The sequence below is a fragment of the Inquilinus ginsengisoli genome, from assembly GCF_031453975.1.
Lineage (GTDB): Bacteria > Pseudomonadota > Alphaproteobacteria > DSM-16000 > Inquilinaceae > Inquilinus > Inquilinus ginsengisoli_A.
On sequence record NZ_JAVDPW010000002.1, the window covers coordinates 583,260 to 597,135 of the forward strand.

At 65.8% G+C, this 13,876-nt stretch carries 9 protein-coding genes; 1 reads left to right on the forward strand and 8 read right to left on the reverse strand.

Translation table 11 applies throughout. The annotated features are described in order from the left end of the window. Positions 1–758: 758 nt before the first annotated feature. The 5 genes from E9232_RS06565 to E9232_RS06585 form a co-directional block, all read right to left on the reverse strand. A complete protein-coding gene (locus E9232_RS06565) occupies positions 759–965 on the reverse strand; it encodes a YnbE family lipoprotein (protein WP_309792836.1) in 207 nt (68 codons plus the stop codon). Between the two features lie 37 nt (positions 966–1,002). Then, complete coding sequence (locus E9232_RS06570) at positions 1,003–4,110, reverse strand: intermembrane phospholipid transport protein YdbH family protein (RefSeq protein WP_309792838.1); 3,108 nt, start codon at positions 4,108–4,110, stop codon at positions 1,003–1,005. A gap of 267 nt (positions 4,111–4,377) precedes the next feature. Beyond that, the gene (locus E9232_RS06575) at positions 4,378–6,900 is read right to left on the reverse strand and encodes a cation:proton antiporter (RefSeq protein ID WP_309792839.1); all 2,523 of its coding nucleotides are present in this window, start codon (positions 6,898–6,900) and stop codon (positions 4,378–4,380) included. A 117-nt stretch (positions 6,901–7,017) separates the two neighbouring features. Continuing rightward, the gene (pdxY, locus tag E9232_RS06580) at positions 7,018–7,875 is read right to left on the reverse strand and encodes a pyridoxal kinase PdxY (protein WP_309792842.1); all 858 of its coding nucleotides are present in this window, start codon (positions 7,873–7,875) and stop codon (positions 7,018–7,020) included. Between the two features lie 173 nt (positions 7,876–8,048). After that, a complete protein-coding gene (locus E9232_RS06585) occupies positions 8,049–9,431 on the reverse strand; it encodes an aminotransferase-like domain-containing protein (RefSeq protein ID WP_309792844.1) in 1,383 nt (460 codons plus the stop codon). A 432-nt stretch (positions 9,432–9,863) separates the two neighbouring features. On the opposite strand from E9232_RS06585, the gene E9232_RS06590 reads away from it, so the two are divergent. Beyond that, positions 9,864–10,880: a nucleotide kinase domain-containing protein gene (locus E9232_RS06590; RefSeq protein ID WP_309792846.1), complete on the forward strand. Its 1,017-nt coding sequence runs from the start codon at positions 9,864–9,866 to the stop codon at positions 10,878–10,880. Between the two features lie 19 nt (positions 10,881–10,899). Here E9232_RS06590 and E9232_RS06595 read toward each other — a convergent pair whose 3' ends face one another. The 3 genes from E9232_RS06595 to E9232_RS06600 form a co-directional block, all read right to left on the reverse strand. Beyond that, complete coding sequence (locus tag E9232_RS06595) at positions 10,900–12,570, reverse strand: MazG C-terminal domain-containing protein (protein WP_309792848.1); 1,671 nt, start codon at positions 12,568–12,570, stop codon at positions 10,900–10,902. A 106-nt stretch (positions 12,571–12,676) separates the two neighbouring features. After that, complete coding sequence (locus E9232_RS35790; protein ID WP_374710599.1) at positions 12,677–13,276, reverse strand: Nmad2 family putative nucleotide modification protein; 600 nt, start codon at positions 13,274–13,276, stop codon at positions 12,677–12,679. A 6-nt stretch (positions 13,277–13,282) separates the two neighbouring features. Continuing rightward, positions 13,283–13,747 (reverse strand): hypothetical protein, encoded by a 465-nt coding sequence (locus tag E9232_RS06600; RefSeq protein ID WP_309792850.1) that lies wholly within the window; start codon positions 13,745–13,747, stop codon positions 13,283–13,285. Positions 13,748–13,876 lie beyond the last annotated feature (129 nt).

Genomic DNA, 13,876 nt, shown 5'->3' on the forward strand with positions numbered 1-13,876 from the left:
TCGGCACCGGCGAACGAAGGGCACCCGTCAACCGCACCGCAACTGCCCGCGAAGCGCCGGGCAGGATGGAGACCGGCCAACGACAGTTGGCGATCAAAAGCTGCGATCAGCCCGCAGCCACAACGCATGCCAATTTCGACGGGGCGAACGATAACGCTAAAGCCCGCCGCTTGAGGAGGGCAATATCGGACGCCGATTAGCAGTAAAAATGCCAAGGGATACATGTTACCACAGCGAGCCTGCACAATTAAGCCCGAATCAGCCGCAATCGCCCAAAGGTGCTAGGCCGAGGTCGAGTGAGCGGGCTCTTCGACAAATGTCTCGACCCCGCTGGCGGCGGAAGCCGATGGCGACGAACTCAACGCAGCAGCGGGGAGCCGAGTTAGATGACCGGTTTTGGGAGGCTCTGGCTCGCTAGGTCGGCCAGAAAGAGCCCAATCTAGCCAGTTCGGCCAACATCCGGTTTAGTGAAGCCGCAGCTATGGCCGGATATGGCGGATTCCGTTGAAAAAGTCGGAACGCCTATTCTGCGAGCAACAAAGAGGCCGAGATCGAGCTTCGGATAAACCAAAGGATACCCAGCATCGATCTGATCGGCAGCAATCTTGCTCGAATTTGCGCCTCAAGTACTCGTTGGGGACTTTTTCAACGATATCCGCCGCTTGCGGACATCGGCCGAGGCGACGCCGCGCACCTCCCAAGTCCGCTTTCCACCCACAGGTGACGATCTCAACGGTGGGGCCGCTCGGACTTTGCCTCTAGGGTGCCGCCGGGTTCTTACCGACCACCTTCTGCAGGTCGCGATCGACCTGGACCTTGACCTGCTGGTCGACCCGGACGTTCAGGTTGATCTCGATCGGCTTGTCCGGCGCCTCGACCCGGATCACCGGCGAACAGCCGCCGAGCAGCCCGGCGAGGCAGAGGCCGGCGCGGACGGCGCGGCCCGTTCGGGATCGGTCGGTCATCGGTGTCGGGCCTTTCCCGTTCGGCATGTCGGCTTCGTCAGCATGGCGCGGCCGTGCGGCGCCCCAGCCGCTGCGCATAATAGTCCCGGACGCGGTCGCCGATCTGCGCCAGGGCCATGGTCTGCCGGGCGATGACGTAGAGCGCGCCCGACAGGTCGACATTCAGCGCGATCGGGAAGCCGCCATAGAGGTCGGGGTTGGACCCGCGCACCGCCAGCCGCACCCGCGCCTCGCCGTCGCTGCGGCCGTCCAGCGTCGCCCGCAGCGACTGGTACTGGAAGTTCTGCAGCGCCGTCATCAGCGTGTCCATGCCCGGCTCGGACGCCGCGGCCTTGATCGCCTCGGGCGCCGACTGGGCGCCGTAGCGGATCTCGCCCGGGCCGCGGGTCGCCAGCACCCCGCCCTCGACCACCACGGCGCCGCGGTCGAGGCGAAACGGCACGGTGCCGTCGATCGTGCCGGTGGCGGCGACGTCGCCGATCCCGGCCGCGGCCACGGCCCGGGCCAGGTCGAGGCCCTCGATCCGCAGCACCGAAAGCGCGCGGCGCCCCGGGCCGCGGTCGATCCGGATCTTCGCCCCGGTCCAGTCCAGCGCCACCTGCCGCAGGTCGATGCCGCCGGCCTGGCTCCAGCCGAAGCGGGCGTCGATGCCGGACACGGGCGGCGTCTTGTCGTCGATGACGAAGCGCCCGACCGTCATCCGCTGCCCCGCCGGCAGCCGCAGCGGCGTGAGCTGGTCGAGCCGCAGGTCGGCGGATGCGCCCTCCGCCCGGCCCCAGGGGGTGCGGAAGGCAACGTTGCGCAGCTGCAGGCCGATCAGGGTCCCGGCGCCCTCGCCCCAGGCGATGCGCCCGTCGCCGGCCAGCCGCCCGTCGACGCAGGTGAGCGGCGCCGCGGCCAGGGCGGGGATCACGTCGCGCGGCTGCAGCCCGCGCTTGCGGAAGCGGATCGGGTCGAGATGCAGGTCGAGCCCACCGGCGCCGGTCGCCAGATCGTGCTGGCCGGTGGCCGTGGCCCGCGCCCGCCCCTGCAGGTCGGCGATATCGGCCTCGACCGAGAGGATGTTGGTGACGGAGTCGAACCGGGTGTGGGCGGTGGCCGACAGCGGCGCCACCGGGTTGCCGTCGATCGACAGTTGCCGGGCGGTGAGGTGGGCGTCGGCCGGCGCGTCGGCACCGGGATCGAGGGCGATGTCGGCATCCACCCCCTGCACCGTCAGCCCCGCCCCCGGCAGCGCCAGCTGCCCGTCCTGGGCGGTGATGCGGTAGGTGCCCACGGGCTGCACCGGCACGATGGCGAGGCTGGGCGTGGTCGCGACCAGCCGTGTCGCCGACGCCCCGCCGCCGATCGACAGGTCCAGCGCCACCGCCGGCATGGTGCCGCGCAGCAGCGGCGGGAGGTCGGAGGCGAGGTCGGTCTCGAGCAGCGGCAGGTCGCCATCCGGGCACAGCTGGGCGGCGGTGGGTTCGGCCAGGCGCAGCCGCGGGGTGAAGTCCTGGGCCGGGATGTCGACGCCCAGGCAGCCTTCCGGCCGCACGGTGACGCGGTTGTCGACCGAATCGACCCGCATGGTGCCATGCGCCGTGGCGTTGCCGCCGGCCTTGCCGGGCAGGCCGATGGTCGAGCTGCCGGAGAGCTTCGCGGTCCAGCCGTCATCGGTGGTCTCGCCCGACACCGTCATCGGGCCGGGATCGACGGTCAGGCCGATCGCTTCGAACGGGTCGAGGTCCAGCACCGCCTCCGGCACCCGCACCCTGGCCTGGCCGGCATCGTTGAGGCCCAGCTCGGCATCGACCGAGCCCGAGACGTCGAAGCCGGCGACATTGCCTTTGGTGGCGCCGGCCAGCCGCGTCCACCAGGTGTCGCCGACGCGGCTGAACACCAGGCGCTGCGGCCCGCCGTCGCCGGGCAGCCAGTCGAGATCGACCGACAGCTTGCCGGCGGCGAAGCGGCCGACCACCTTCCAGGGCCGGTTGCCGGCCAGGGTCAGCTTGCCGCCCGCCAGGTCGATATCGGCGTTGACCTGCCCGGTCTGCAGCACCACCCCGCTGCCGACCCGGACCCCGTCGGTCGACAGGCGGATGAAGCCGTCGGCCAGCATCCGCGGCAGCTCGTCGATGCTGGGCAGGCCGGGCGTCCGCACCGTCACCCAGGCGTTGAGGTTGGCCTTGCCGGTGACGCCGCCCTCGAAGCCCAAAGCGGGCGCCACCGCCGCCAGGTCGTTGGCGGCGACCTGCAGCGCCAGGTCGGTGCCCTCGCCCTGCCGCGCGCTCTGCAGCTGCAGGCCGATGGTGCCCTTCTCGTCGCCGATCTTGGCGGCGACGTTCAGCTGCTCGACACGCTGCAGCGAGCCGTTGCCCTGCAGGCCGAAATCATGCAGCCGGGACGTGCCGCGCTCGACCTCCGCCACCGTCAGCGCGCCCTCGATCTTGCCGCTGGTGTCGCGCTCGCCGCCATAGGCGATCCAGCCGCTGACGCCGTCGAGCGACAGCTGGTCCGAGCGGAACACCGCCTGTTCCAGCTGGACGCCGCCCCAGACCTGGCCCTTGGGGGTGTTGGTCAGGTCGAAATGGGCGCTGGCGGTGCCGCCGGCGCCGGCGGGCGTCAGCCGGCCCTTCCACACCAGCCGGCCCAGCTCGTTGACCTCGCCCTCGGCCTCGACCGGGGTGCGGATGGTGCCGTAGGGCGTGTCGAGCACGATCATGCTGTCGGTGACCGAGATCGACTGGAACGGGATCTCGATGTCCTGGCCGCCGCCGGTCGACGGCCGGGTCAGCACCTCCATCCGCGGCAGGGCCAGCGCGCCGGAGCGGTCGATGCCGATGCGGATCGAGACCCCGGACAGGGCGATCGAGCCGAGATGGCCGCTGCGGATCAGGGTCCAGGGGTTAAAGCCGAGCGAGATGCGGTCGATCTTGATCTGCCCGTCCGCCAGGGCGATGCCGCCGATCTCGGCCGAGCCGATGTTGAGGTCGGACACGGTGAGGCGGTCGACCGGGATGCCTTCGGCCCGCAGCCGGGCGATGGCCTCGCCCTGCACCCAGCCCGGCAGCACCGCCCGCGCGCCGACGGCCAGCACCACCAGAAATCCCAGGAGGCCGAGAAGGCCGATCGTCCAGCGACGATTGGGGAGAAGGCGCGGCATAATGGTCAGTCTAGCCGACGCCGGCGGCCGCTGGAACCGCGCGGCGACAAGGGGTTCGGAACGGGCGCGGCGGCGTCATGCGCCAGGAACGCCGGGGCGGCGTCCCGGTTCCCTTCCTGTCCGCCCCGAGATCGTTCGGAAACATGGCGGCGTGAGTCGGCTGGCGGTGGTTCCGAGAACCGGCGCGCAGCGGACATGGTCGTCCGTGAGCACCGGAAGCGCAGGAACCGCCGTCAGACGGCCGCGCCGGCGCGTTTCCGGACGGTCTCAGACCGGCTCCTCCTCGCCGACGGCCGAGATGCTGCGCCCCGGCTCGGCGCTGCGGGCCCGGGCCACGGCGCTGATGGTGCGGCGCAGGTCGGGATGGGCGCTGGCCAGCTCCTGCAGGTCGCGGGCGTTCAGCACCAGGAGCTTGCAGAAGGCGATGGCGGTGACCGAGGCGGTGCGGCGGCCGCTGATCAGCACCGCCATCTCGCCGAAGAAGTCGCCGCGGCCGAGCCGGAACTTGCGCCCGCCGCGCCCGATCTCCACCGCGCCGGAGGAGATGAAGTACATGGTGTCGCCGCGGTCGCCGGCGTTGATGATGGTCTCGCCCGGCACCGCGAACAGCGGCTTCAGCAGCTTGCAGATCTGGGCGATGCGCTCCTCGCCCAGGCCCTGGAAGAACGGCAGCCGCTGCACCAGCGCCTCGGTGCTGAGGCCGAGGTCGAGCGCCGGCCGGCGCTGCAACGTGTCGTTGAGGCGGCTGACGTCGCGCTGCAGGTCCTCGTAGATCTCGCCGCTGATGAACTGCTGGTTGCGCAGCTCGTCGTATTCGGCCGATTCCAGGCGCAGCGCCGCCCAGCGCAGGAAGCGCTCGGACATCGCCCGCTCGTAGTCGGGATATTGCAGCCGCAGCGCGTCGATCGCGGCGACGCAGCCGTCCAGCCGGGTGGTCAGCACCGCGTCGAGCGACTGCCAGACCTCGGCGCCCAGCAGCCGCCGCAGCTCGGCCTCGGCGTGGCGCTTCAGCATCTCGATCATCATCCGCGCGACCTTCAGCATCTCCAGCCGGTCGGCGATGCGGCCCGCCAGCGGGCCCTGCCAGCCGGTGTAGCGCTGCAGCAGCATGGTGACGCGGAAGTTGGTGCTGAAATCGATGTTGCGGGTGGACGCCGCGAGGTAGCCGGCGCGGCCGTCGGTCATCGCCGCGTCGTGCAGCCGCCCGACCTGGGCCAGCAGGTCGACCGTGGTGCGGCGCGACATCAGCTTCTGGTCGAAATGCTCGACCACCAGGTCGCGCTCGCGGTTGGCCAGGGCCATCAGCCCGACCCGCTCGCGCTCGACCGGGTCGAGCATGAAGGGCCGGCTGGCGAGGCCGCTGAGGCGGCTGCGATAGGCCTCGGCGGCCTCCTTGGCCAGCTCCGGCGCCAGGTGCTGCTCCTCGGCGATCTCCTCGATCCGCTCGGCGATGCCCTCGCGCGCCTGGTGCAGGGCGCGGTCGCGCAGCGCGACCTCGGTCGGGCTCAGGGCGTTGAGGCCCACGGCGCGCATCACCAGCCGCAGCGTGGTGGCGTTGACCAGCAGCGTCCACAGCACGAAGCCGGTGGCCAGCACCTCGACGAAATGGGTCGCCTCGGGGCCGAGCTGCGGGTTCTCGCTGACCGCCAGGGCCAGCGCCAGGGTGACGGCGCCGCGCAGCCCGCCCCACAGGATCACCAGCCGGTAGGGCCCGCTGACCGGCTGGGAGATCTTGAGCGCGGTCAGCAGCGGCAGCAGCCCCCACAGCACCACCGCCCGCGCCGCGAAGGCGGCGACGATCAGCACCAGCAGCAGCAGCCCGTCCTCGACCGTGGTGTCGCGCAGGAAGTCGGGCACCAGCATGGTGGCGAAGACGAAGATCAGGGCGGCGGCGCCGAAGCCGAGCAGCTTCCACACCTTCTCCAGCCCCTCCCAGCCCTCGGCCGAGATCCGCACCCGGCCGGTCGACCCCACCACCAGCGCCACCGTCACCACCGCGACCACGCCGGAGACGTGCAGGTAGCGCTCGGCGACGACATAGGCAATGTAGGGCAGCGCCAGGGTGACGGTGACCTCGGCCAGCGGGAAGCGGTTGAGCGGCCGCATCGCCGCGAAGGCGACCCGGCTGGCGATGAAGCCGAACACGCCGCCGCCGATGAAGAAGCGCAGGAACAGCAGCGCCGCGCCGCCGACATCGGCCTCGGCATCGGCCGCCGCGCCGGCGGTCAGCAGCCCGACCAGCACGATGTAGAGGGTGATGGCGGCGGCGTCGTTCAGCAGGCTCTCGCCCTCGACCAGGATGGTCAGGCGGCGCGGCGCCCCGGCGTCGCGGAAGATGCCGATCACCGCCGCCGGGTCGGTGGTGGCGACGATGGCGCCCAGCAGCAGGCACAGGATCAGGCTCTGCGACGAGGCGCCCCACAGCGCCAGCCCGACCACCAGGCTGCAGACCAGCACCGCGACCACGGCCAGCGTCAGGATCGGCGCGAGGTCGTCCATCATCCGCCGCACATCCATGCCCAGGCCCGCCTCGAACAGCAGGATCGGCAGGAAGATGTACAGGATGGCCTCGGACGAGATCTCGGTCCCGATCAGGCCGTGCGCCATCTCGGTCAGCGGGCCGCCGCTGCCGATCACGCCGGAGACGGTGCCGATGGCGCCGATGGCGATGCCGAGCCCGGCGATCAGGACAGGGTGCGGCAGCGACAGCCGCGCGGCCAGCGGCTGCAGCAGCGCCACCAGCACCAGGACCACGGAGATGGCCAGCACGGCCAGAGCGATATCGGGCATCGGTTCCCATCGGCAGAGTCCGGACGCCCCCCGTCCGGCCCGCCGATACTACACGAGCCGGCGGGCCTGTCGCTCTCTTCGGAGAGGTCGCCCCCCTACCCCGCCACCGCCGGCGGGCTAGCCCGCCACCTGCCGCACCGCGAACCGCTCCGGCGGGTTGGCGATGGCGTCCTGGGCGGCGACGATCTGGATCTCGCGCTTGCCGGCCCGGTGGGTCTCCTCCATCACCGCGAACACGGTCGCGGCGGTGCGGCCCAGCGCCGTGGCCGGGCTGCCGCTGCGCAGCCAATGCGCCAGGAACAGCGCCGCGGTGATGTCGCCCGAGCCGTTGACGTCGAGCGGCAGCCGCGGCGTCGCCACGATCCAGGCCCCGTCCGGCGCCACCGCCAGCATCTCGATGGCGTCGGCCGGCGCGTCGCTGCGGGTCAGGCTGGTGACCAGCACGATCTTCGGCCCGGTCGCCTGCACCGCGCGGGCGGCGGCCAGCGCGTCGTCCAGGGTGGCGATCGGGCCGCCGGCCAGGAACTCCAGCTCGAACTGGTTGGGGGTGACGATGTCGGCCCGCGGCACCGCCTGGTCGCGCATGAACTCCGGCAGGCCGGGGCGGACGAAGAAGCCGCGCCCGACATCGCCCAGCACCGGGTCGCAGCAATAGACCGCCCGGGGGTTGGCCGTCTTGACCTTGGCCACGGCGTCGAGCACGACATGGCCCAGCGACACGTCGCCCATATAGCCCGACAGCACCGCGTCGCAGCCCGGCAGCACGCCGCGCTCCTCGACCCCGCGCAGCACCTCGGCGATCTGGTCGGCCGGCAGCACCGGGCCGCGGAAGCTGCCATAGCCGGTGTGGTTGCTGAAATGCACGGTCAGCACCGGCCAGACATCGATCCCCAGCCGCTGCAGCGGGAACACCGCGGCGCTGTTGCCGACATGGCCATAGGCGACGGAGGACTGGATCGACAGGATGGCGGTCACGGGGCGTCTTTCTGTTCGGGCGTAGGTTCGATCGAAAGGGCGGAAAACCACCCCGTTTTTGTCATTGCCCGGCTCGACCGGGCAATCCAGGGGCCGCGGAGAACGGTTCTGGCCGCCCCTGGATGCCACGGTCAAGCCGTGGCATGACAATGACAAACACGCATGCCGGCACCCTATGCGGCCGCCAGGCTCATATCCGGATCGCTCCTCAGCAGCGCCACCAGCGCCCGCAACCCGCGGTCGAGCTCGTCGACATCGGCGGTGGCGGTCAGGGTGATGCGCATGGCGTGCGGCGTCTCGGCCCGGCCCGGCACGAACAGCTCGGTCGAGGTCATGGCCAGGCCGCGCGGCCGCGCCGCCGCCACCACATCCTGCGCCCGCCACGGCTCCGGCAGCTCCAGCCAGATGTGGAAGCAGCCGGGCTTGGTGTGCCACACCAGCCCCTCCAGCGCCCGCGCCGCCACCGCCTGGCGCGCCTTGGTCTCGCGCCTGATGCGGTCGGCCAGCACGTCGCAGGTGCCGTCCTCGATCCAGTCGGCCACGATCTGCGCCATGACAGGCGGCGCCATCCAGTTGGTGGCCCGGGCGGCGGAGCTGAAGCGCCCGATGCGGTCGGACGGCATGGCGGCGAAGCCGATGCGCAGCGACGGCGCCATGCTCTTCGACGCCGCGGTGATGTAGATGCTGCGCTCGGGCGCGAAGCTGGCCAGGGCCGGCGGCGGGTCCTCGGCGACATAGCCGTAGATGTCGTCCTCGATGATGGTGATGCCGAGCTCGCGGCACACCTCGGCGATCGCCCGCCGCCGCTCGGTCGACATCGTCTTGGTGGTGGGGTTGTGCATGGTCGGCGTGGTGTAGAGCAGCCGCGCGCCGGACGCCCGGCCCACCGCCTCCAGCGCCTCGGGGATCATGCCCTCCTCGTCCATCGCCACCGCGCGCAGCGACAGCCGCAGCAGGCTGGCGAGCGCGCGCACGCCGGACCAGGTCAGCTCCTCCACCAGGATCGGGTCGCCGGGGTCGCTGAACGCCATCAGCGCCGCGGTGATGGCGTGCTCGGCGCCGCTGGTGACCAGCACGCGCTCGGGCCCGACCTCGACGCCGCGGCGGCGGATCCACTTGGCCCCGGCGGCGCGGTGCTCCCACCGCCCGGTGTGGGCCTGGTAGTTGATCAGCTCGGCGAGGGCGTTGCTGTCGGCCACCCGGCGCATCGCCTTGGCGAATTCGTCGACGATGACATGGGCGGGCGGCCGGTTGACGCCGAGCTCGATGGTCTGCGGCCCGCCGACGGCGGGCATGTCGAGCGTGGCCTGGGACCGGGCGCCGGCCTTGACGAAGCTGCCGCGCCCGACCTCGCCGGCCACCAGCCCGCGGCGCTCGGCCTCGGCATAGGCGCGGCTGACGGTGCCGACGGTGACGCCGAGCCGCCAGGCGAGGTCGCGATGGGTGGGCAGGCGCTCGCCGACCTTCAGCCGGCCGGCATAGACGTCCTCGGCGATGGCGTCGGCGATGCGCAGGTATTTCGGCCCCGAGCGGTCGACCAGCGACGGCATCCACATGGCAGGGCCCTTCCCGATTGCGCCCGGATTGTATCGATCCGCATCACAGCACGATCGGGACAATCAGGCCAGGAAGGACCGGATGCAGGGGCGGCATGGCTGGATTGTCAGGGTGCAGAGAGGGCACCGGGTGGTTTGTGACCGAAGAGCTCGACGAGGAAAAGAAACCGGTCCAAAGGCCAGTTCAATTCCGGCTATAAGAGCCCCAGTGGGCAGGTGGCCTACATTGTAGCTCGAGTTTCGGCAGGAATTGATCTTTGGCCACGCCTTCACCGCCGCAACCGCGTGGACCAAGAGCGATCGGCAGAGCGACTAGTGGGGAAGCTGCCTTGCCGACCGATTTAACGGCGGACATGACCCCGACATCCGCCACGGTCATGATCATCTGATCGATTTCTGGAATCTCTCACCTCGCACATTCTAGGGGCTCGCATGATCACTCCTCTCGCTCCCACCGAAGTGTTCGACAGTTATTGGCGCTTCGCGGCCGAGCGTCTGGCGATCTATTATCGGCGCTTGGTTGACCCCGTCGGACCATGGACCGACAACCCAATCCTTCGCGATTACCGATTCACCAATGCTTTTCGTGCTGCGGATCGAGTCAGCCAATACCTAATCCGGGAGGTACAATACCGCGAGGACCGCTCGCAAGCTCCAGCAGAAATCTTCTTCCGGACGATATTGTTCAAGCTTTTCAACCGAATAGATACGTGGGCTTTGCTTGAGAAAGAACTTGGCCCGTTGAGCTGGCAAAACGCTCGCTTCGAGGCGATTTCAAACGTCCTCGACAACGTCATAGGAGCGGGCCAGCGCGTGTACTCAGCCGCGTACATCATGCCTTCTCCGGCGTTTGGGCACCAGCGCAAGCACTCTAACCATCTTGCCATGCTCTCTAGTATGATGAGGGATGGCTTGCCAGCCCGGCTCGCAGGAGCACGAAGCTTCGACGCAGCGTATGGGATGATTTTAAATTACCCTGGCCTCGGTCCATTTCTCGCATTTCAATATGCCATTGATCTCAACTACTCAAATTTACTTAACTTTAGTGAATCTGAATTTGTTGTAGCCGGCCCTGGCGCGCTAGACGGCATCGCAAAATGCTTCACGAACGCTAGATCACTCGATCCCGCACATGTCATATATGAGATAGCAGAGCGTCAGGATGATGAGTTCCGCCGGCTTGGGCTTCAGTTCGGAGGCTTGTTTGGCCGGCGGCTGCAACCCATCGACTGCCAAAACCTCTTCTGTGAAATATCAAAGTATGCCCGTGTCGCACATCCTGACGTGAGTGGCTTGTCTGGACGGACGAGGATAAAACAGCGCTATAGCGCAACTAATGCTACGGTTCCCGCATCACCGTACTTTCCGCCAAAGTGGAATCTCAAAGTACTTCCGATGAAGGTAAGACCAGTGGTGCGGTCGGAACCAGCACAACTGTCTCTGCTATGATATCTATGCGAGGCAGCTGCTAGCCATCTGCGATAGCGATCGCGGTACAGTACCATTGCCCCGCGTTCGCAGGCATGGTCGTGGTGCGAAAGCCTACGACGTTGCGATCCCACATTGCGCGCTGCACTGGCCCTGACGCCCTGACGCAGATCCCTTTGCCCTCGATCTCCTGGACGTGTAGCGCCTCTAAATCGCGCTCGTCTGGCTGACGAATACCCAACGCATCAAGGATGGCAAGCTTCTGGGCCGCCACGCGCGCCTCACCATCCTTGCCGACGCCCGCGCCTTTGGCATCGGCCATTTTGCACTGAAAGCGCTGGTCGCGTCCGAACATGTCAGCATCGAGACATGCTGAGCCAAGGCCGGCGACTTTGCCGTTGAGATCGATGTAAACCTCGGGCCTGAAGTCGATTGACCGGGCCTCAAGATCGACGATTACCGTGCCTTGCCCCTCGCAGCGCAGTCTGTGGAAGATGTCATAGCCAGCAAGGATGGCCTCCTCCCATTCCCAGTAGCGATTTTTTTCCACCTCAAGGTCGGCCACGAAATTGCGGATAAACTTTAGGAATCTGAATGTGATCTCCACAGAACTCGGGAAAAGGCGCACTGGCCCACCAGTCGAGGTTCCGCCGCGCAATTCCGCGAGTCGTTCGCCCTCCGAGTGAATGACCTTGATCACGGCCTCTTCAACGATCTTTGCGCGAGCGCCGTCCTCCACCTCATCGGTCTGCGGTTTCAATTTGCGCTTCCGGCCTAGTAGAGCCCGCAACACTGGCGACCAGCCGAGCTTTGCTGCGTTCGCCAGATGCATGATGTCATGGAATCGGTAGCCATCATCATCGTACGAATTATCTGTAAGATCATCGCCGAGGCGGCGCCCATCCATGTACATGCGCGAGCGACCCTTTGCGACGGTGACGAAGCCGACTTCGAAGCGACGCGGGAGTTGTTGCGACGGAGGACAGTCGATGTCGTGGAGCGGCGTGGGGTGTCTTCGATCTAGCCTGAAAGAGACCTTGTCCATATTATGCTGGGCAACATCGCTGAGCTTGAGTTGATAGACGCTAGCCAGCGCCGAGACGTGCCAAGCGATTTCACCGAGAATGTCGTTGATCGGCCGATCAACGACGGCTTGATTGAGTTCTTTTTCAATGGCAGGCAGCTTACGTCGGAAAAGCTGTGCGCTTAGCTGCCAGAGCACAGCCAAGCAGACCTCCACAAGGGTTCTATCTTTAGTACGGGCGGTAAGGAAGGCGGCAGTTTGGTAGTCCTCAAACTCCATAAGCTTCGTTCTCTTCGGGAAGCTCTCCGCTGCACTAAGGAAATCATCTCGTTTTGACGGCTCGAGAATGAAGCGAATACGCTCGGCACGTTCATCGGCGGCACTAATCTCTTTCTTCAGATTAGCAATATCGTGCGTAAAGATGTTTACCGGCTTCTTGGTATTTTCAATACGCGCGAGAGAAAAGCAGTACCAAACTACATCGCCCAGTTCCTCGATGATCTCCTCGTTTGCAGCATTCCATGTTTCTATGCCCCCTTCGCCAAGGAATCGCTTCTTGATGGCCGCAACAACAGAGCCGAGCTCGGCGGCGAGACCGTAGGTCGCTATGTCCAGGCGTTCGTCATGTGGCTTACCTTTAGAGTGATCACTGTCGTGGACAAAATTGTCATAAATGGATACGAGCATATTATTCTCCGGTACCTCTTAGATATATTTATATAATAATCTTGATAACATAAGGATTTTCTATATAGCCACTGTGGTATATATTATATTTTTATAAGTATAATTATTACCAATTTAATGGACGACCAAGATAGCCGCGATATGGCAACCCTGAGAACCAGTTTTCTACCTCACTTATAAAATCATCTGAAAATCTAGACCGGTGACTTCGTCTAGATGGATAGAGATCATCTCCATTAAATTCTCGAAGATAATCCGGAATGGGTATCGCATTTCGGCCGAAATAAGCGAAATCTTCACTCCAGAGAACGTTGTCCGATCCCGTATCTCTTATAAGATTTTGCTCATTTAGGGTACCGTCAGCGAAACTATGATGGGATCTCACCTGATTCCAGTATCCGTCGACATTGTGGTGATAGATATTGTCGCCGTATGCGCGTCGACGGCTGCCCTTAAAGAATGGCCGCTTCGTCACGAAGCGAGGATCATCCCAGTACTCTTGGAAGGTACACTTCCCAGAGACGCGCAGAACGCAGATGACATGTCCAGCAAGCCCGTTCCCTGTGCTTCCGCACCCGACAACAATGTCGCCGGGCATCGCCGATGTTCGTACTTGAGGTTTACATGTGGCGAGCGTGCACACCCCATAGAACGGGTTCGGCGCAAAGCCGTAGTCCCGGACTATTTTGTAGGAGAAAATCCGCACGACCGCCTACTGGCAACGGATGTGCTTGATTGGACGATCAACCACGGGAGAGCGATCGGGGCGCTCCCAGACATCGGTCCCGCAGACCGCGTCGTCGAAGCGGTCGCTGCCCTCTCGAATCATGGAGCCTGCATGGTCATCCAAGTTCTGTGGGTAACCGATGCGGTCCCCGGACACGATACCAACAATGCGCTTCCCCAGATTGTTGGCTAGACCGGCAGCGTCATCAAGAACGCCATCGTTGGCCTCAGCCTCAGGCAGGAGGAACACGCAAAGATCCGATTTGGAGATGCATTCGATTAATTCAGCAGGCAGGTCACTGCCCCCCGATTGCGCCGCCAAGGCATCATCGAGTTCCGCTTCCACCTCGCAAACTGAATATCCATTCTGCTCTAGACGAGTCCGGACGGCGGCACGACGGCCCTCCGTGGCCTTAACGAAAATAAGGCAAGCACGCTTCTGATCAGACAATTTCATCCCCCTTCAAATCAGAATAAAATTTCAATTTTTCCGAAATTACTGCAACCTTACTCGCAAAATCGGACTTATTGCAAGTGAGAGGCTAGCTCGCGCACTTCCCGCTCCTGGGATCGGCTCGAA

Bases quoted from the DNA above. Each gene is read 5' to 3' on its own strand.
- E9232_RS06570 (WP_309792838.1), bottom strand. From the start codon at position 4,110: ATGCCGCGCCTTCTCCCCAATCGTCGCTGGACGATCGGCCTTCTCGGC.
- E9232_RS06565 (WP_309792836.1), bottom strand. From the start codon at position 965: ATGACCGACCGATCCCGAACGGGCCGCGCCGTCCGCGCCGGCCTCTGC.
- E9232_RS06585 (WP_309792844.1), bottom strand. From the start codon at position 9,431: ATGTGGATGCCGTCGCTGGTCGACCGCTCGGGGCCGAAATACCTGCGC.
- E9232_RS06595 (WP_309792848.1), bottom strand. From the start codon at position 12,570: ATGCTCGTATCCATTTATGACAATTTTGTCCACGACAGTGATCACTCT.
- E9232_RS06575 (WP_309792839.1), bottom strand. From the start codon at position 6,900: ATGCCCGATATCGCTCTGGCCGTGCTGGCCATCTCCGTGGTCCTGGTG.
- E9232_RS06590 (WP_309792846.1), top strand. From the start codon at position 9,864: ATGATCACTCCTCTCGCTCCCACCGAAGTGTTCGACAGTTATTGGCGC.